16 protein-coding genes and 1 pseudogene are annotated in these 17,300 nt (G+C 74.1%); 9 read left to right on the forward strand and 8 right to left on the reverse strand.

Going from position 1 to position 17,300, the window contains the following annotated elements; genetic code table 11:
* Positions 1-37: 37 nt before the first annotated feature.
* Both COUCH_RS14090 and COUCH_RS14095 read right to left on the reverse strand, forming a co-directional pair.
* The gene (locus COUCH_RS14090) at positions 38-1,276 is read right to left on the reverse strand and encodes an RNA polymerase sigma factor (RefSeq protein ID WP_249612522.1); all 1,239 of its coding nucleotides are present in this window, start codon (positions 1,274-1,276) and stop codon (positions 38-40) included.
* A complete protein-coding gene (locus COUCH_RS14095) occupies positions 1,276-1,677 on the reverse strand; it encodes a YciI family protein (RefSeq protein WP_249612523.1) in 402 nt (133 codons plus the stop codon). Before COUCH_RS14095 ends, COUCH_RS14090 begins: the two co-directional genes overlap by 1 nt.
* 119 nt (positions 1,678-1,796) lie before the next feature.
* On the opposite strand from COUCH_RS14095, the gene COUCH_RS14100 reads away from it, so the two are divergent.
* Positions 1,797-2,198: a PadR family transcriptional regulator gene (locus COUCH_RS14100; protein WP_249612524.1), complete on the forward strand. Its 402-nt coding sequence runs from the start codon at positions 1,797-1,799 to the stop codon at positions 2,196-2,198.
* Positions 2,192-3,691 (forward strand): hypothetical protein, encoded by a 1,500-nt coding sequence (locus COUCH_RS14105; RefSeq protein ID WP_249612525.1) that lies wholly within the window; start codon positions 2,192-2,194, stop codon positions 3,689-3,691. The genes COUCH_RS14100 and COUCH_RS14105 overlap by 7 nt, the downstream gene beginning before the upstream one ends.
* Here the strand turns inward: COUCH_RS14105 and COUCH_RS14110 are convergent.
* Both COUCH_RS14110 and COUCH_RS14115 read right to left on the reverse strand, forming a co-directional pair.
* Positions 3,686-4,243, reverse strand: a complete 558-nt coding sequence (locus COUCH_RS14110; RefSeq protein WP_249612526.1) for a hypothetical protein — start codon at positions 4,241-4,243, stop codon at positions 3,686-3,688. The two genes, COUCH_RS14105 and COUCH_RS14110, sit on opposite strands and share 6 nt — an antisense overlap.
* A gap of 84 nt (positions 4,244-4,327) precedes the next feature.
* Complete coding sequence (locus COUCH_RS14115) at positions 4,328-4,585, reverse strand: sigma factor-like helix-turn-helix DNA-binding protein (protein WP_249612527.1); 258 nt, start codon at positions 4,583-4,585, stop codon at positions 4,328-4,330.
* Positions 4,586-4,753: 168 nt separating this feature from the next.
* Here COUCH_RS14115 and COUCH_RS14120 point away from each other — a divergent pair, with 168 nt between their 5' ends.
* Entirely contained in the window at positions 4,754-6,529 is a 1,776-nt protein-coding gene (locus tag COUCH_RS14120; RefSeq protein ID WP_430640981.1) for a hypothetical protein, read from the forward strand.
* 1 nt (position 6,530) lies between these two features.
* On the opposite strand, the gene COUCH_RS14125 is transcribed toward COUCH_RS14120, so the two are convergent.
* Positions 6,531-7,292 (reverse strand): HD domain-containing protein, encoded by a 762-nt coding sequence (locus COUCH_RS14125; RefSeq protein WP_249612529.1) that lies wholly within the window; start codon positions 7,290-7,292, stop codon positions 6,531-6,533.
* A gap of 355 nt (positions 7,293-7,647) precedes the next feature.
* Here COUCH_RS14125 and COUCH_RS14130 point away from each other — a divergent pair, with 355 nt between their 5' ends.
* Positions 7,648-8,832, forward strand: a complete 1,185-nt coding sequence (locus COUCH_RS14130) for an MFS transporter (RefSeq protein ID WP_249612530.1) — start codon at positions 7,648-7,650, stop codon at positions 8,830-8,832.
* Positions 8,833-8,857: 25 nt separating this feature from the next.
* Positions 8,858-10,936, forward strand: a complete 2,079-nt coding sequence (locus tag COUCH_RS14135; RefSeq protein WP_249612531.1) for a serine/threonine-protein kinase — start codon at positions 8,858-8,860, stop codon at positions 10,934-10,936.
* 39 nt (positions 10,937-10,975) lie between these two features.
* Here COUCH_RS14135 and COUCH_RS38885 read toward each other — a convergent pair whose 3' ends face one another.
* Positions 10,976-11,101: a hypothetical protein gene (locus COUCH_RS38885; RefSeq protein WP_275980102.1), complete on the reverse strand. Its 126-nt coding sequence runs from the start codon at positions 11,099-11,101 to the stop codon at positions 10,976-10,978.
* Between COUCH_RS38885 and COUCH_RS14140 the strand changes: the two genes are divergently transcribed.
* The 3 genes from COUCH_RS14140 to COUCH_RS14150 are packed head-to-tail and all read left to right on the forward strand — an operon-like array spanning position 11,102 to position 14,311.
* Complete coding sequence (locus COUCH_RS14140) at positions 11,102-12,133, forward strand: segregation and condensation protein A (protein WP_430640935.1); 1,032 nt, start codon at positions 11,102-11,104, stop codon at positions 12,131-12,133. It abuts the gene before it with no gap.
* Positions 12,130-13,584: an SMC-Scp complex subunit ScpB gene (scpB, locus tag COUCH_RS39170; protein WP_430640936.1), complete on the forward strand. Its 1,455-nt coding sequence runs from the start codon at positions 12,130-12,132 to the stop codon at positions 13,582-13,584. The genes COUCH_RS14140 and scpB overlap by 4 nt, the downstream gene beginning before the upstream one ends.
* Positions 13,571-14,311: a pseudouridine synthase gene (locus tag COUCH_RS14150; RefSeq protein WP_249612532.1), complete on the forward strand. Its 741-nt coding sequence runs from the start codon at positions 13,571-13,573 to the stop codon at positions 14,309-14,311. Before scpB ends, COUCH_RS14150 begins: the two co-directional genes overlap by 14 nt.
* A 6-nt stretch (positions 14,312-14,317) precedes the next feature.
* Here COUCH_RS14150 and COUCH_RS14155 read toward each other — a convergent pair whose 3' ends face one another.
* Together COUCH_RS14155 and COUCH_RS14160 are read right to left on the reverse strand one after the other, a co-directional pair.
* Entirely contained in the window at positions 14,318-15,091 is a 774-nt protein-coding gene (locus COUCH_RS14155; protein ID WP_249612533.1) for a phytanoyl-CoA dioxygenase family protein, read from the reverse strand.
* Positions 15,092-15,232: 141 nt separating this feature from the next.
* Positions 15,233-15,661: pseudogene (locus COUCH_RS14160) on the reverse strand (EamA family transporter); the annotation flags it as partial.
* A 930-nt stretch (positions 15,662-16,591) separates the two neighbouring features.
* Between COUCH_RS14160 and cmk the strand changes: the two are divergent.
* On the forward strand, positions 16,592-17,272 hold the full coding sequence (gene cmk / locus COUCH_RS14165) for a (d)CMP kinase (RefSeq protein ID WP_249612535.1): 681 nt from the start codon (positions 16,592-16,594) through the stop codon (positions 17,270-17,272).
* The last annotated feature ends 28 nt before the right edge of the window (positions 17,273-17,300 follow it).

Here is a 17,300-nt window from a genome sequence, read left to right on the forward strand (position 1 = left end):
CTATCTTCGCGTAAGTGCACCGAGTTGTCCCAGGACGTCAGCCCAGGGCGGCCGCCTTGCGCAGCAGCACCGAGCGTTCCTGATGGTTGGTGCAGAGCCGGGCGGCCAGCTCCAGCTCGGCGCGCGCCTCCGGTCGCCGTCCGAGCCGGGTCAGCAGCTCGCCGCGTACGGTCGGGACCAGGTGGGAACCCGGGAGCCGGTCCGCGGCGACCAGCTCGTCCACGATGGCCAGGGCCTGCGCCGGGCCCGACGCCATGGCCACCGCGACGGCCCGGTTGAGCTCGACCACCGGCGACGGCGCGACCCGGCCGAGCGCCTCGTAGAGCACCACGATCCGCTCCCAGTCGGTCGCCTCGACCGAGGCGGCCGACGCGTGGGCGGCGGCGATCGCGGCCTGCAGGCCGTACGGGCCGAGGCCGCCGGCTGACGCCCTGGCCAGCGCGGTCAGGCCACGACGGATCGCGGAGACGTCCCACAACCGCCGGTCCTGGTCCTCGAGGAGCACGGGTGAGCCGTCCGGGGCGGTCCGGGCCGGGAAGCGCGCGGAAGTCAGCTCGCACAGCGCGAGCAGGCCGTGCACCTCGGGCTCGTCCGGCTGCAGGGCGGCCAGCGTGCGGGCGAGCCGGAGTGCCTCGTACGCGACCCCGGGGCGCAGCAGCCGGTCGCCCGTCGTGGCCGTCGAGCCCTCCGTGAAAATCACGTAGAGGACGCTGAGCACGCCGCCCAGCCGCTCCCGGCGCTCGGCGGCCGGCGGCAGCTCGAACGGCACCCCGGCCGCCGCGATCGTCTTCTTGGCCCGGGTGATGCGGGCCTGCACGGTCGGCACGGGCACCAGGAAGGCGCGGGCGATCTCCTCGCTGGACAGGCCGCCGACCACGCGAAGGGTCAGCGCCACCCGGCCCTCGCGGGAGAGCACCGGGTGGCAGCTGATGAACATCAGCGCCAGGACGTCGTCGTCGATGCGGTCGGGATCCAGGTCCTCGTCGAGCGCCGGGCCGGTCGTCCCGCCGGTCGCCAGGTCCGCCGCGAGCAGGGCGTACCGGTCCCGGAGTGCGGTCCGGCGGCGGATCGCGTCGATCGCCCGCCGCCGGGCGGTGGCCGTCAGCCAGCCGGCCGGGTTCGCCGGGGCGGACCGCGGCCACGACACCAGCGCCTCGGCCACCGCCTCCTGGGCCGCGTCCTCGGCCAGCCCGAAATCACCGGTGAACCGGGTCAGCGCGGCGACGATCCGCGCCGATTCGATCCGCCAGACGGCCTCGACGCCGGCCGCGTCCATCAGATGCCGCCGGTGTTCCCGGGCGCGAACCGTCCGTCCTGCTGCGGCACCTCGTCGTCCCCGGGGACCCGGCGTACCTCGATCTTGGAGCCGCGGGCCGCCGGCATGCGCCGGGCCCACTCGACCGCCTCGTGCTGCGAGGCGACGTCGAGCAGGAAGAAGCCCCCGAACAGCTCCTTGGTCTCGCCGTACGGGCCGTCGGTGACCACCGGGGTCTCGCCGCTGAAGTCGACCACGGCTCCGCGGCCCGGGTCGTCCAGCCCTTCCGCCGCGAGGAGCACCCCGGCCTTCACCATCTCCTCGATGTACTGGCGGGTGTCGGCCATCGCCTTGCCGATGTCGGCCATCATGGCGGCGTTCGACTCGTCCGTGCCCCGCATGATCAGCAGGTACTTCGCCATCGCGTTCTCCTCGTCCGGCGGGCCGCGTCTCGGCTCTCGCACCCTAACGTCGAACGGGCGCAGCGCCGATCGACACGGCGCGCTTGCCTCATAGTCAGATGATCTATACATTGGCCGGCATGGCCGCACCGATGCGCGAACCCACGTTCTGGATCCTCACCGCACTGGCACCGGAGCCCCGGCACGGATACGGCGTCATCCGCGAGGCCGCCGCGCTGTCCGGCGGCCGGATCACGCTGCAGGCGGGCACCCTCTACGCCGCCCTCGACCGGCTCGCCGACGAGGGGCTGGTCGAGGTCGACCGGGAGGAGATCGTCGAGGGCCGGACCCGGCGCTACTACCGGCTCACCCGTTCCGGGGCGACCGCGCTGAGCGCCGAGACCGAGCGCCTGCGCGCCGGCGCCGATGCCGCGGCCGCCCAGCTCAAGCGGTTCCGGCCGGGCACCGCCACCTTCCGGCCCGGAGCCGCCTTCTCCGCACGGGGCGCCGCTCACCCGCCGGCCCGGTGCCCGGCGTGGTGAGCGCCGACCCGCGGCTGGTGCGCGCGTACCTCCGGTTGGTCCGCTTCTATCCGCCCGGACCGCGGCGCGAGGAGCTGCTCGACACGCTGCTCGAGTGCGCGCCGCCGGACCGGCGCCGGCCGGCCTTGTCCGAGGTCGTCAACCTGGTCAGGCACGGCAGCCGGGCCCGGCTCGGCCGCCCGCGCAGCCGCGGCATCGTCGTGCTGGCGCTGCTCATCGCGGCGGCCGCGGGTTTCGTCGGGTCCTGCGCGGCGAGCCGGCTGGGCCTCGAGGCGGTCGGGTCGCTGCCGGTGGGCGCCGAGGCTGCCGAGATCAACGAGACCGTCTTCCCCGGCCTGACGGTCTGGGGCGGCGGCGACGCCGAGAAGATCGTCACCCAGGGCGACGGCGAGGGCGTCGAATACGGGTACGCCGTCTCCTGGGTCAAGTCCACCCCCGCCACCCGTGACGTGGCCGCCTACACCGCGGCCGCCCGGGCCCGGCTCGAGGCGGCCGGCTGGCGGATCACCGCCGTGGACCCGCCGCTGGACGAGACCGACATGGTCGGCGCGAACCCGGCCGACCGGGCCGAGGGCTTCACCGCCGAACGCGGCGCCCTGGTGCTGCACTTCACCGACTACCTCTACCCCGGCGCCCCCTGGTACGACGGGGACGGCAACGCCACGTACACGATCTGGCACCGGCAGCCGGGGTGGGTGACCGGCGTCGCCTGGCTCGCGGCGCTGCTCACCGCGGCGCTGGCCTGGCTGCTCACCGGCTGGATGAGCCGCCGCGTGCAGTCGGACCTGGGCGCCGCGCTCGGGGTCACCGGCGCGATCTGCTGCCTGCTCGGCATCCTCCCGGCCGCGTTGCTCGCCCTGCCCGGCGGCGGCGCCGCGGACGAGACCGCCTCGCCGTACTGGCAGGGCCTCGTCTACCTCGGCGCCGGCCCGGCCCTGCTCGCCGGGATGCTGGCGGCCCTGATGGTCGCGGTGGTGTTCGTGGTGAAGCCGCCGGCCCCGCTGGCCCGGGCGCTGCGCCACGCGACCGGCTCGGCCGGGCGGCTGCGGCACCGGCCCGGGCTGCTCGCCGCGCTGGTCGCCGCCGCCGCGCTGGTGGCGGGCCTGGGGCTGTACCGGTCGGACACCCGGCCCGCGGCGGCCGGATTCTGCACGCCGGACGTGCCCTCCGGTGTCGTGGACCCGCCGAGCGCGCACCTGAGCTACCGGTCCCGCATCCTCATCGAGCCGGCCACCGAGGCCGAGGACCGCAACCTCATCGAGGCGGCGTTCCGGCGGGGCTTCGGCGGGGGCTACACGTTCAGCTGGACGACCACGCCCGGCTTCACCGACGCGTACTGCGCCGGCGGCCGGGTCGCGCCGGGCGTCAAGGAGACGCTCCCGTACTACTGGGACATCGACCTCGCCAGCCCGGGACTGTTCGCCGGCATGGCCCACGAGGTCAGCGGCATGCCGGGCATCGTCGCCGTCCAGCACCTCCCGGCCGGCTCATAGGCCGCCCGGGCCGTGCCGCAGGACCCTGGTCGTCGCGCCCGAGCTGACGGTGAGGGACCAGCCGGTGGTCGTGGCGGTCAGCGTGGCCCGGGTGATCCTCTGGCCGCGGGGCTCCGGACAGGGGCCGCCGACCGCCGGCGGCACGGAGGTGCCGGAGATGCCCGCGTACGGGCCGGTGATCCGGAAGCCGGCCAGGCGGGCGGGTGCGCCGTACCCGGCCGACGCGCCACGGCGAGGCTCGCGGACCTCGCGGTCGGCCAGCTCGAACCGGCCGAACTCCCGCTGGTGGCGCACCGTGAAGGGGCCGGCGCCGCACGACACCGCGTACGTGTCCTCGGTCCAGAACTCGTGGCTGAAGGCCAGCCCGGCGGCGTGGGCCGCCAGCGCCGCGTCGCTCCACCCGAACGCCTTGCGGACGTCCGTGGCGCCGGCGAAACCGGCCTTGGCCGCCGGGTCGTAGCGCACCGACGCCGCGGCCGGGACGGCGTACCCGATTCCGGCGGCGAGCGTCGCGCCCGCGACCGCGAGCTTCAGAACATGGCGCGAGAACATCTGTGATCGGGCTCCTCGGCATCGACCGGTGGACAGCTACCGAGATCAACGATCATGCCGGGCGGACGGCGTGCGCCGCCCTGATCAATTCCGGGTCAGCGCGCCGTCCTGCCGGTACGTCTCCACCATCCACGACAGGACGCGCATCGCGTGGTAGAGCCGCTCCTTCGCGGTGCCCGGCGCGAGCCCCAGCGCCTGCGCCGCCTCGCCCGTCGTCCGGCCCTGGAAGTACGTCGCTAGGATGATCTCCCGGTGCCGGGGCGCCAGGCTCTGCAGCATGACTTCCATCGGCGGCCGTGGGTTCTCGCGGACCGTGGACCGGTTGGCGTGTCTGGTCAGCATCCTCAGCACTCTGGTCACCGCCGCGGGGCATCTCCAGTGCGCACCTGCGACGTAGTCGCCCGGTCACCGACGGCTCCCGCCTTGACACCCGGACCGGGGCCTCAAACGATGGACGGGTTCTGGCGGGGAGTGGAACAGGGGCGGCGACCGGTGTCTGTGCAACCAGCGGTGACCGAAGCCGCGCCCGAGATCGCCGAGCCGGCGTCCACCACCGGCCCGCCCGCCCGCGGCCCGCGGCGGTGGCCGTGGCACCTCGCGGCGGCGCTGGTCTACATCGGTCTCGGGCTGCTCGTCATGGGCAACTTCGTCGGCGCGCCCAGCGATCGGGTCTCCAGCCACCTGGCCAACGACAACACCTGGTTCGAGTGGCTGCTGTCGCACGGGGCGTACAGCGTGCGGCATCTCAGCGATCCGCTCTTCTCCGTACGCCAGAACTACCCCGTCGGCGTGAACATGATGGCGAACACGTCCGTGCTGGGCGTGACCCTGCCCCTGGCGCCCGTCACGATGCTGTTCGGGGCGCGGGTCGCGTACGTGGTGTGGATGGTCCTCGGGCTCGCGGGCACGGCCTTCGCCACGTACTGGGTGCTGCAGCGCTGGGTCGTGCGCTCCCGGACAGCGGCGTTCCTCGGCGGGGCGTTCGCCGGGTTCGCGCCCGGCGTCGTGCACCACGCCAACGGGCAGCCGAACTTCGTCAGCAACTTCGTGCTGCCGTTCATCGTCGTCACGGTGCTGCGCCTCGGCGTGACCGGGCGGTGGCTGCGCGACGGGATCGTCCTCGGGCTGCTGGTGACCTACCAGGTGTTCATCAACGAGGAGAACCTGATGGTCACCGCGCTGAGCTGCGGCGTGGCGATCATCGTGTACGCGGCCCTGCAGCCGAGGGCGGCCTGGCGGCGGGCGAAACACTTCCTGCTCGCCGCCGCGGTCACCGCCGGTGTGGCCGGCACGCTGTGCGCGTACCCGCTGTGGTTCCAGTTCAACGGGCCGCAGTCGTTCACGTCGCTGCCCACGTACCAGTCGTGGGGCGAGGACCTCGTCACGTACGTGACCTTCGCGCGGGACACGATCGTCGGCGACCCGATCGTCGAGAAGACGATGGGGCACCCGGAGCAGAACAGCTGGTTCGGCTGGCCGCTGACCACCGTCGTGGTGATCGCGATCCTGGCGCTGGTGTGGCGCTCGGTCACCGTACGGGTCGCCGCGATCACCGCGATCGTGCTGGCCGTCTTCTCCATGGGGCCGCGGATCCGCTGGGGCGGCACGTACACCGACATCCCCGGGATCTGGCACTACATCCCGGACGACCTCCCGGTCATCGGCCTGCTCGTGCCCAGCCGCCTCACCTTCGGCGTGGTGGGCATCTTCGCCCTGATCATCGCGGTGGCGTTCGACGCGCTCACCCGCGTACCCCGCAGAAGCCGGCCGGTCCGCCTCGCGTCGGCCGCCGGCATGCTGGCGATCGTCGCGGCCCTCGTGCCGTTGATCCCCAAACCGTTGCCGGCCGCCGTCGACGAGCGGCCGCCGCTCTTCATCACCTCCGGGGCATGGAAGGCGTACGTGCCGGAGGGCCGCTCCCTCATCCCGCTGCCGCCGCCCAACAAGTTCGCCGGGCGCGACGCGCTCAGCTGGAGCGCCTGGGCCGAGCACGAGTTCCCCGTGCCGGAGGGCTACTTCCTGGGCCCGAACGAGAACGGCATCGGCCGGGCCGGCGTGGCCTCCAGCATGCTGACGAGGCTGGTGAACCGGACCGTCAAGGAGAACAAGGTCCCGCTGATCACGCCGAAGGTGCGGGCGCAGGTGCAGGACGACATCCGGCGGTTCCGCGGGTCGGTGCTGGTGCTGCGGGCCCGCCCGGCCAACGACAACGTCCGGCAGATGGTGGACCAGCTCGTCGGCCCGGGCGAGCAGTACGCCGACGCGTGGGTGTGGCGGGTCGGCTGACCTACCGGCGCCGCCACGCCTCCAGCAGCCGCGCCAGCCGCCGGGCCGCCTCCGGGTCGCGGCCCAGCAGCACCGCGGCGGCGAGCGCGACCAGGCCGGTGCCGCCCGTGGCCAGCGCGAGCTCCGGATCGATGCCGCCGCCGAGCACGGCCGCCCCGCCGGCGGCTGCGACCGCCTCGGCCGCCCGTACCGGATCCACCCGGCGGACCGCGGCCGCGATCAGCCCGCGGTGCCGGGCAGCCGGGCCACGGTCCAGGTCGTCGAGGGTCGAGCAGGCCAGCTCGGTCAGCTCGGCGGCCACCGCCGGCATGTCGAGCCGCCGGGCCATCGGCACGTGCAGCACCAGGGTGTCCAGCGAGGCCCGGCGGCGGCTCGCCGGCGGGCACGGCCGCAGCGTCCGCAGGTTGTGCAGCCGGTCGGCGACGGCCACCAGCATCACCTCACGGCCGACCGGATCAGGCGTACGGATCGCGCCGGCGGTGAGCGCCTCGACCGTGCCGGTGATCTCCGCGCCGAACTCGGCCCGCAGACCGGCGGGCCGCACCGGGGTGTCCTCGATGACGTCGTGCAGCAGGGCCGCACAGATCGCCGGAGTGGAACCGCCGTTGCCCGCCACGATGGTCGCGACCTCGACCGGATGCGTGATGTACGGATCCCCGCTGCGCCGGCGCTGACCCCGGTGCGCGCGATCGGCCACCTCGAACGCGTTGTAGACGAGCGGGATGTCGTCGTTACGGTCACTGTCGCTGAGGATTCGCGCCACTGCGCCCATCGTCGATCCCATGTCCCAGTCTAGGTTTCACGGCCGCCGCACCGTCGTGAGTGAATCGTCCGGCTGACATGATCAGCGGCCATGGGGTTCTGGGGAAGTTCTTCGCCGTGCTCGGCATGCTCGGCCTCGGCACCCGGACCGGCTGAATCCCTTATGCCCGCGGCGCTCTCCGGGTTACGGTCACAGCGTGATCCCGCTCGAGGCCGTCGCCGCCGCGTACGCGCAGTGGGTCACCCCTGATCTGCCGCTGTACGGCGACGACCACGATCGCGGCGACTTCGCTCCCTGACCCGGGCCGCTCTGCTCACGCCCGTGTCCCCTTCCTGACGTCCGGGAGCGATCCGCCATGCCCGACTCCGGCATCCGGGCCGTGCTGCGTGCCCCGCAGGTGCTGCTCGTCCTCACCGCCAGCCAGGTCGGCCGCCTGCCGCTGGCGTCCGCGCCGCTGGCGCTGCTCATCCACGCCCGGCAGGAGCGCAGCCTCGCGCTGGCCGGGATCATCGTCGCCGTGTACACCGCCGGGATGGCGGTCAGCGCGCCGCTGCTCGCCCGTACGGTGGACCGCTGGCGGCAGCCGCCCGTGCTGTGGGGGTCCGCGGCACTGTCGGCGTGCGGATTCGTCCTCGTCGCGTACGGCGGTGACCGGCTGCCCTTAGCGCTCGCCGGCGCGGCGGTCGCGGGCCTCGGTACGCCACCGCTCGAGGCGTGCCTGCGTGCGCTGTGGCCCGCGCTGGTGCCGCCGGCCCTGGTGCCGGCCGCGTACACGCTGGACATCGCGGTGCAGGAGCTCATCTTCGTGGTGGGGCCGCTGATCACGCTCGCGGCGGTCGCGCTGGCCGGGCCCGCGGCGGGACTCCTCGCCGCGGCGGCGCTCCAGCTGGCCGGCGTGGCCGCGTTCACGCTGGCTCCCGCCGTACGCCAGTGGCACGGCATGCCCGCGCATCGGCACTGGGCCGGACCGTTGCGGGTCCGGCGTTTCGCGCTCCTGGTCGGCGGCATCGTCTGCGTCGGCGCGGCGGTCGGCAGCCTGCCGGTCGCGCTCACCGGGTACGCGGAGGCCGCAGGCAACCGGTCGCTCACCGGATGGCTGCTCGCGGCGCAGGCCGGCGGGGCGCTGATCGGCGGCCTGCTCTACACCCGCGCGACCCCCGGCGACGCCCGCCGGTTGCCGCTGCTCGCGGCCGCCTTCGCCATCGGGTACGTTCCGTTGCTGGTCACGCCCGGTGCCGGGGTGATGGCGGCGCTCGTGGCGCTCAGCGGGCCGGCGTTGCCGCCGCTGCTCACCGCGGTGTTCCTCGCCGCCGACCGGCTCGCGCCCAGCGGCACGGCGGTGGAGGCCTTCGCCTGGATCATGACCGCGTTCACGGTGGGCAGCGCGCTCGGTGCCGCGCTCACCGGCACGCTGGTCGGGATGCAGATCCGGTACGGTTTCCTGCTCGCTCCCGTGATCAGCCTGGTGGCGGTGCTGGCGATGGTGCTCGTGGCCCGGGAGCCAGCAGCCGCGACGTCCCGCGCTGCTGGCATCCGGTGACGCGGCGGCGGTAGCCTGCGAACCCGTGCCCACCGAACCGTTGCGCCGTGGTGACCCCCAGACACTGGGCGGTTACCGGCTGCTGGGCCGGCTCGGCCAGGGCGGCATGGGCGCCGTCTACCTGGGGCAGAGCGCGGACGGGCGGCTCGTCGCGGTCAAGGCGATCCGGCCGGAGCTCGCCGACGAGCCCGAGTTCCGCGCCCGGTTCCGCAGCGAGGTGAACCGGGCCCGCGCCGTCCCGTCGTTCTGCACCGCCCCGGTGCTGGACGCGGACCCGGAGCACGTCACCCCGTACCTGGTCGTCGAGTACGTGGACGGGCCCAGCCTCGCCGAGGTGGTCGCCCAGCGCGGCCCGCTCACCGGCGGCGACCTGCACAGCGTGGCCATCGGGGTGGCGACGGCGCTGACCGCGATCCACGGCGCCGGCGTCATCCACCGCGACCTCAAGCCGCGCAACGTGCTGTTCTCCCTCGGCACCCCGAAAGTGATCGACTTCGGCATCGCGCGGACCTTCGACGCGACGAGCAACCACACGCGTACGGACCAGATGGTCGGCACGGTCGCGTACATGGCGCCGGAACGGTTCGACACCGACCGGCCCGGCGTCGGCCCCGCCGCGGACGTCTTCGCCTGGGGCGTGGTCGTCACGTACGCCGGGACCGGCCGTACCCCGTTCCGCGCCGACTCGCCCGCCGCCACCGCCGCGCGCATCCTCACCCAGCCGCCCGACCTCGGCGGGCTGCCGGCACCGCTGCGCGACATCGTGGCGCTGACGCTCGCGAAGGACCCGGCGGACCGGCCCACCGCGGCGGAGCTGCTGGAGTTGCTGCTGGACACCGGCTCGCACAGCCTGGCCGAGCTGGCCGGCCGGCCCGAACTGCAGAAGGCCGCCCGGGCGGCCCGCGCGACTCGGTCCGGCCGTGGCCCGGCCGCCGGGGGCCGGGCGGCGGTTCGCCGGCGGGACCCCGGTGGCGGATCGGCGGTTCGCCGGCGCCGGATGGTGATCGCCGGTGCGGCCGCGGCGGCGGTGGTCCTGGCCGGCGCCGGCGCGTGGGCGATGACCAGCGGTCCGGGCCTGGATCCGACGGTCGCCGCGCCCGCGCCCACGCCGACGACCGCGGCGCCCACGCTCGGGACCGGCCCGGTGATCATCGACCGGCTCGACCGCGCCGGTCAGTGGAGCCCGTCCCGCGACGAGGTCGGCACCTGCGCCTTCACCGGCGGCCGGCTCGTCGTGAGCACCCGCGACTCGCGGTACAACGTGTGCCGGGGACCGAAGGACAAGGTCGCCGGCGACCAGTCCATCGCCGTCACGGTCGCGCTGCTCAAGTCGGGCAGCTGCGCCTCCATCGGGTTCCGGCGTGTCGCCGAGGAAACGGGCTACGTCGCCTCGGCCTGCGGTGACAAGGTGACCCTCTCCCGCGAGGGGGACGACACCAGCACCCCGATCGGCACGGCCCGGTCCACCACCCTCGCCGACGGCAAGGAGCACCGGGTCCAGTTCGTGATCCGCGACGACGTGGCGACCACGATGCTCGACGACGCGCCGGCCCTCGAGGCCCGGCTGACCGATCGGCAGCTGGTCACCGGCTGGGTCGAGCTGGGGCTGGACGCCGAGGGATCGGACGGTGCGGTGGCGTACCGGGACGCGGAGATCCGTACGCTGCCTGACACGACCTCCTCGCCGTCGGCGCCCACGCCGGCGTTCACCGACGTGAGCCGCGGCGACACCGACTCGATCGTGAAGCTGCTGTCGTTTCGGCCGGGTGGGAAGACCGCCGTCGTCGTCGAACCGGTCGTCTTCATGACGAACCCCGGCTTCTGCCAGGCGTTCGGGATCGCGCCCGGCGACAAGCGCTGCTCGTACCCATGGGACATCGCCGCCAGCGACGCCAAGATCACCCTGCCGCGGGCGGGCGACGCAGGCCTGGCGCTGCTGGACCCCGACGATCCCGGCCGGTGCATGGACGGCACGGGTGCCGCCACGTGTACGGCGTCCGCGGCCGACTTCGACGACTGGCTCGGCGACGGCGAGGAGCTGGTCCGGCTGCAGACCCGCAACGGGGTGGCCGTACGCCTCGCCCAACTGCACCTGCCGGATTGAGCCGCAGCTGCATCTCCCGGAGTGAGGAGCCGCATCGAGTTACCGCATCGGCGCCGTGACGTTGACCTTGGCGAGGGCTGTCCGGTCGGCGCCCCGGCCGAGGGTGTGGGGGTGCGAGCAGTGAGCCGGGAACAGCTTGCCGGACCGGTGGTCTACGGTCAGCACGTGCCTGAAGAGCCCGTCATCCCCCCGCCCGGCGACCCCGCCGGGCCGTCCGACGCTGTGCTCACCGGCTCGTCCGACGCTGTGCTCACCGGCTCGTCCGACGCTGCGCTCGCCACGGACGGCGCTGCCGCGGGCGACGAGGCGGACAGCGGCGGGTTCACCGTGCGGCTGACCAACTTCACCGGGCCGTTCGACCTGCTGCTGCAGCTCATCGGCAAGCACAAGCTCGACGTCACCGAGGTGGCGCTGCACCAGGTCACCGACGACTTCATCGCGTACATCCGGGGGATGGGCGACGACTGGGACCTCGGCGAGGCCAGCGAGTTCCTCCTGGTCGCGGCCACCCTGCTCGACCTCAAGGCGGCCCGTCTGCTGCCCGCCGCGGAGGTCGAGGACGAGGAGGACCTCGCCCTGCTCGAGGCCCGCGACCTGCTCTTCGCCCGCCTCCTGCAGTACAAGGCGTACAAGGAAGCCGCCGCGCACATCGCCGAGCTGGAGAGCACCGGAGCCCGCCGCTGGCCGCGCGCGGTCTCGCTCGAGCCCCGGTACGCCGAAGCGCTGCCGGAACTCGTTCTCGGCATCGGAGCCGAGCGGCTCTTCAAGCTGGCGCTCAAGCAGTTCACCCCGAAACCCGGTCCGCCGCAGGTGTCGATCGCCCACATCCACCAGGTACGGGTCAGCGTCCGCGAGCACGCCACCCTGCTGCGCGAAAGACTGCGCCGGGCGGGCGCCGCGACGTTCACCCTGCTGGTCGCCGACTGCGAGAACACCCTCGAGGTGGTGGCCCGCTTCCTGGCCCTGCTCGAGCTGTACCGCGAGGGCCTGGTCGACTTCGACCAGCCGGTCTCGCTCGACGAACTGACCGTACGGTGGATCGGCGGCGACGACGCGGGCACCGACCTCGACATCGACGACTACGAGGGCACCCCGCCCGAGCCGGACACCGCCGCGACCGACCCGGCGGACGACGGCCGGGACGGGCAGGACACCGGTCCGGAGGCTGCATCGGACCTGGAATCGGAGGACGCATGACCGACGAACGCCCCGATTCGCTGGCCGCGCAGGCGGCCTCCTGGGTGCCGCCCTGGGAACGCGCGCAACGCCCGCCCGACCCGGCCTACGCCGCGGCGCACCAGACGGGCGACGACGAGCCGTCGGAGGGTGACGAGCCGTCGGCCGCCGGGCTGGCGGAGGACGACGACTTCGATCCGGCGTTCGAGGGGCCGAACCCCGCGACCGGCCCCGAGGCGCGCGCAGAAGGTGACTCCGACTCCGACGACGCCGAGCCCGGGGACGCTGCGGACAGCGAGGTCCCGCCGGAGCTGCCGCCCGTGCCGGGGGAGGCCGGCGGGCCCGCCACGGTCGACGCGCCGCGGGAGGTGCCGGGGGAGGAGGAGCCCGGCCCCACCGACCTCGGCGTCGGGCCGGACGTGCCGATCCCGGGGGCGATCGAGGAGGCCGCCGAGAACGAGATCGGCTCGGCCCCGCTGGTGGATGCGCCGTTGCCGGCCGACGGCGACGACGCGGGCGACGTGTTCGACCACGCCGCGGACGACGACCTGAGCGACGACGCCGAGGTGGACCTGCCGTTCACCGAGGAGGTGCCCGGCGCCGACGCGGAGCCGGCCGGCGCCGACGACGAGCCCGACGCGGAGCCGGCCGGGGATGCGCAGGCCGCCAGGGAGCCCGCCGGAGACGCGCAGCCCGCGGAGCAGGCACAGGCGGGCGGGCACGCGCAGCCCGCGGACGCGCAGTCCGCCCGCGGCGCGGCGCGGGGGGACGGCCGGGTGGTCGAGCTGGACGCCGCTGCTGAGCCGGCTGGGCGGGGCGGCTCCGGGGCCTCGGTGCCCGGGCAGGGCCGGCGCGGGCGGTCAGCCGGTGCTGCTTCTGGTGCCGACTCGGCCCGTACCGTCGAAGAAGTCGAGCTCAAGCCCCTCGATGACGGGGAATTGCGCGCCGCGCTCGAAGCGATTCTGCTCGTCGTCGACGAGCCCGTCGCGGAGATGCAGCTGGCGCAGATCATGGAGCAGCCGACCGAGCGGGTCGCCGCGATGCTCGAGGACATCTCCGCGCGGTACACCGCGGCCGGGCACGGGTTCGACCTGCGGCGGGCCGCCGGCGGGTGGCGGTTGTACACCCGGCCGGAGTACGCGCCCTACGTCGAGCGGTTCGTGCTCGACGGGCAGTCGGTGCGGCTCACGCAGGCCGCGCTGGAGACGCTCGCGGTGGTCGCCTACAAGCAGCCGGTGACGCGCTCGCGGATCTCGGCCATCCGCGGTGTGAACTGTGATGGCGTCATGCGTACCCTTGTCACGCGCGGCCTCATCGAGGAATGCGGCACCGAGGGTGAGACCGGGGCATTCCTGTACCGGACCACGGCGCTGTTCCTCGAGAAGCTCGGCCTCAACTCGGTGGACCAGCTCCCCCCGCTGGCCCCGTTCCTGCCCGACGACGTGGAAGAAGTGCTCGATGCCTCAGGTTGATCCGGACAACTCCGTGCGGCTGCAGAAGGTTCTCGCAACCGCCGGGGTCGGATCCCGGCGCGCCTGCGAAGATCTGATCTTCCGCAGGCGCGTCACCGTCAACGGCCGCGTGGCCAAGCTCGGCGACAAGGTCGACCCGGCCACCGCGGAGATCCACGTCGACGGGCAGCGGGTGGTGACCGACACCAAGCTGGTCTACCTGGCGATGAACAAGCCCCGCGGCGTCGTGTCCAGCATGGACGACGAGAAGGGCCGCAACGAGCTCGCCGACTTCCTCGGCACGTTCGAGCAGCGCATCTTCCACGTCGGCCGGCTCGACGCCGACAGCGAGGGTCTGCTGCTGCTCACCAACGACGGCGCGCTGGCGCACAAGCTCATGCACCCCTCGTACGGGGTCTCCAAGACGTACCTCGCCGAGGTCGCCGGCCCGCTGCCCCGCAACGTGGGCCGCCGGCTGCTGGCCGGGGTCGAGCTGGAGGACGGCCCGGCGAAGGTCGACGCGTTCAAGCTGGTCGACGCGATCGGCAAGACGGCCCAGGTCGAGATCACGCTGCACGAGGGCCGCAAGCACATCGTGCGCCGGATGATGGACGAGGTGGGCCACCCGGTGTCCCGGCTGATCCGCACGGCGGTCGGGCCGATCCGGCTGGGGGACATGCGGCCCGGCGGGTTCCGGCACCTGTCCAACGCGGAGATCGCCGCGCTGTTCAAGGCGGTCGGCGAGTAGTCCTGCTCAGGAGCGGAGCTGGCTCGTGTCGCCCAGGCCTTCGACGATGGCCCGCGCTACCGGTGACGGGTCGGAGCCGTCCAGCGCGAAGCCCTCGGCGTGGACGGCGGGTTGCGCCATCATCCGCGGCTCGCTGCCCCGATGCGGCCACGTCGCGGTGTGCACGATGAACGGATGGCACAGGTAGACGTCGCCGGCCGCGCCCGTCGCCTCGGCCGTGGTCCGGCAGAACGTCGACTCGCGCAACAACGCCGGAACGTCCCCACCCGGCATGCCGGCCTCACCCCGGCCGGCCAGCGCGGCGGCGGCGTAGCGGTGCGAGCCCAGGATCAGCCTGGTCGGTGCGTCGTCCGGCCCGACGTCGGAGAACAGGAACAGGGCGAGCAGCCCGCGGTCCCGTGACCGTACGTTGGCCCACCAGTCCGAACCGCCCCACCACGATCCCTCGATGTGCCAGCCGACCTCGCCCGGATACTGCTCGGACGGGAACCGCACCGGCACCGTGCCACCCACGTCCGGGTCGGCGTCCCACCGCCCGGGCCCGATGAGCTCGTCGTAGGCCGCACTCAGCGCGGGCGACGCGGCGGCCGCCCGGAACGCCGGCCCGACCGGCGTGTCGACCCGGATGGCCGGTCGCTGCCACGTGCCGCGATCGTCACGACGGACGCCGTGCCCGGCGAGCGCATCCCAGATCCCGTCACGGCAGGCGGCAGCGGTCGCGGCGTCGAACGCGCCACGGACCACGGTGTAGCCGTCCCTGACAAAACGATGGACGTCCATGCGGCCATGCTCGCGCCGGCCCGGTGGCCTGTCGACCGATTTGCCCGCGGTCAGGCCGGCGCCGCGCGGGCCTCACACCGCCCGAGCGGATCACTGCCGCCGCCGCCCGCGCGGATCACTTCGGCCTCGCGGGGATCGCCCTCAGCCCTGCGCCACGCGGGCCTCGAGCCGGCCGAGCACAGCGGTCAGCGCCAGCCCCGCGCCCAGCAGCGCACCCCCAGCCGCCAGCCGCCCGGTGACCGGCTCCCCGAGCCGCACCGCCGCCGGCACCGCCGCCGTCAGGGGCTCCGCCAGCGCCAGCGTCGTGGCAACCACCGGCGCCGTCGTCGCCATCCCGCGGCTCCACAACAGGTACGGCGCCACGGTCGCGACCACCGCCAGGTACGCCACCACCGGCCACCCGCCCGGCGACACGCACCACCGCACCGCGTCCGCCCCGGCGAAACACCCCAGCACCCCGCCGGCCCCGCAGAACAGCACCGCGACGACCGGGACCGCAGGCACCCCGGCATCGAGCGCGCGCCGGCTGCACCACGTGTACACGGCGAACGAGGCGCCGGCCGCGAGTCCCGTCGCCGCGCCCGCCGGGGAAACACGCCTGGTAGGCCGCCATCGCCGCGGTCCCGAGCAGCAGAAACCCCGCGGCGCGCCGGTTGGCGAGCAGCCGCGGCAGCGCCCGGCCGTGCCGGACCACCGCGATCACCAGCAACACCAGCCCGGCGACGCCGCTGCGGGCCGTCGCCAATCCGACCGGATTTCCCGCGTACGGGCTGAGCGCCTGAGCCGTCCCCACAGTGCCCCACAGCACCGCCCCGCCGACGACGAACACCCCACCGGCGGATCGTCGCCGCACCCGCCGGCGCGCAAGGGTGGAGGTCCGGGGCACAGGGGCGGAACGGATCACAGTCATGACGACTGTCTTAGGGAACCCGCCGGAACCGGGCAACGCGCCGCCACGAGGGTTCCGCCGTGCCGGGGGATCTGCCGTGACGGTCGACCGCGAACGGGTGCGGCCGCCTCCGACCGGCCGGCACCTGTCCCGCAGCCCCCGCGGGTCGTGCGCCGCCGCGGTCGGGCACCGGTCTCACCGCCGGCTGCCCGCCCCTGAGGGCCGGGCCACATCGGTGCCCACCGGCCACTGGGCCCGGGCCGCGCTTTGTGCCCGCCCGCCATGTGCCTGGACCGCGCTGGGCGTTCGCCAGTGGGGCTGGGCCGCGTCAGGTGCCTGCCCGCCAATGGGGGCGCGTCGCGCCGGGTGCCCGGCCACCACCGGGTGCCCGGCCACCGCCGGGTGCCGGCCGCCGCCGGCCGCCACGGGCGCTGCCGGTGGCTGTCCCGCCTCGCCGGCCGCTGGCGACCTTCCCGCCCCGCCGCTTGCGCTGCACGCCGTCAGCCGTACTTGTGAATTCGCCTGCCGGACCACGACGCGGGCGGGCGCAGTCCTGTCGGAGGGACCGGGCACAATAGGACCGTTCGTCTTCCCCGGCTTTGGAGGTCACGGTGGCGCAAGGTGTACGGCCCGAGCGGTGTGTGGTGGCCGTCGACGGTCCCTCGGGATCGGGCAAATCCACCGTTTCCCGGCGTCTCGCCACGGCGATCGACGGCATCTACCTGGACACCGGCGCGATGTACCGGGCCGTGACCTGGGCCGTCCTGCAGGCCGGCGTCGACCTCACCGACACGGACTCGATCGTCAAGGTCGCCCAGGAGACGGACCTCTCGATCGGCACCGACCCGCTGGCGCCGCACTTCGAGGCCAACGGGGTGGACGTCGACGCGGCCATCCGCGGCCCCGAGGTCACCGGCGCGGTCTCGGCCGTCGCCGCGATCCCACAGGTACGCGCCATGCTCGTGCAGTTCCAGCGGGACATCATCGCCGGCGCCCCGCGTATCGTGGTGGAGGGCCGCGACATCGCTTCCGTCGTGGCACCCGACGCCGACCTCAAGGTGTACCTGACCGCGTCAGCCGCGGCCCGCGCCCAGCGGCGCAGTGCCGAGGACGCCACCGACGTGGCCGCGACCGAGGCCGACCTGGCCCGGCGCGACAAGCTCGACTCGTCGCGCGCGGCCGACCCGCTCAAGCAGGCGGCCGACGCCACTGAGCTCGACACCACGGGCCTGGGCATCGACGAGGTCGTCGACCGGCTCCTGGACATGCTGAACAGCAAGGTGAGTAAGTGACTGACTTCCCCGTCGACCTCTCCGAGTT

The sequence above is a fragment of the Couchioplanes caeruleus genome (assembly GCF_023499255.1).
GTDB classification, from domain to species: Bacteria; Actinomycetota; Actinomycetes; order Mycobacteriales; family Micromonosporaceae; genus Actinoplanes; species Actinoplanes caeruleus_A.

Excerpts from the sequence above, each read along its gene's own strand:
- COUCH_RS14095 (WP_249612523.1), bottom strand. The coding sequence starts at position 1,677 with ATGGCGAAGTACCTGCTGATCATGCGGGGCACGGACGAGTCGAACGCC.
- COUCH_RS14100 (WP_249612524.1), top strand. The coding sequence starts at position 1,797 with ATGGCCGCACCGATGCGCGAACCCACGTTCTGGATCCTCACCGCACTG.
- COUCH_RS14115 (WP_249612527.1), bottom strand. The coding sequence starts at position 4,585 with ATGCTGACCAGACACGCCAACCGGTCCACGGTCCGCGAGAACCCACGG.
- scpB (WP_430640936.1), top strand. The coding sequence starts at position 12,130 with ATGACCGACGAACGCCCCGATTCGCTGGCCGCGCAGGCGGCCTCCTGG.
- COUCH_RS14090 (WP_249612522.1), bottom strand. The coding sequence starts at position 1,276 with ATGGACGCGGCCGGCGTCGAGGCCGTCTGGCGGATCGAATCGGCGCGG.
- COUCH_RS14155 (WP_249612533.1), bottom strand. The coding sequence starts at position 15,091 with ATGGACGTCCATCGTTTTGTCAGGGACGGCTACACCGTGGTCCGTGGC.
- COUCH_RS14110 (WP_249612526.1), bottom strand. The coding sequence starts at position 4,243 with ATGTTCTCGCGCCATGTTCTGAAGCTCGCGGTCGCGGGCGCGACGCTC.
- COUCH_RS14130 (WP_249612530.1), top strand. The coding sequence starts at position 7,648 with ATGCCCGACTCCGGCATCCGGGCCGTGCTGCGTGCCCCGCAGGTGCTG.
- COUCH_RS14150 (WP_249612532.1), top strand. The coding sequence starts at position 13,571 with ATGCCTCAGGTTGATCCGGACAACTCCGTGCGGCTGCAGAAGGTTCTC.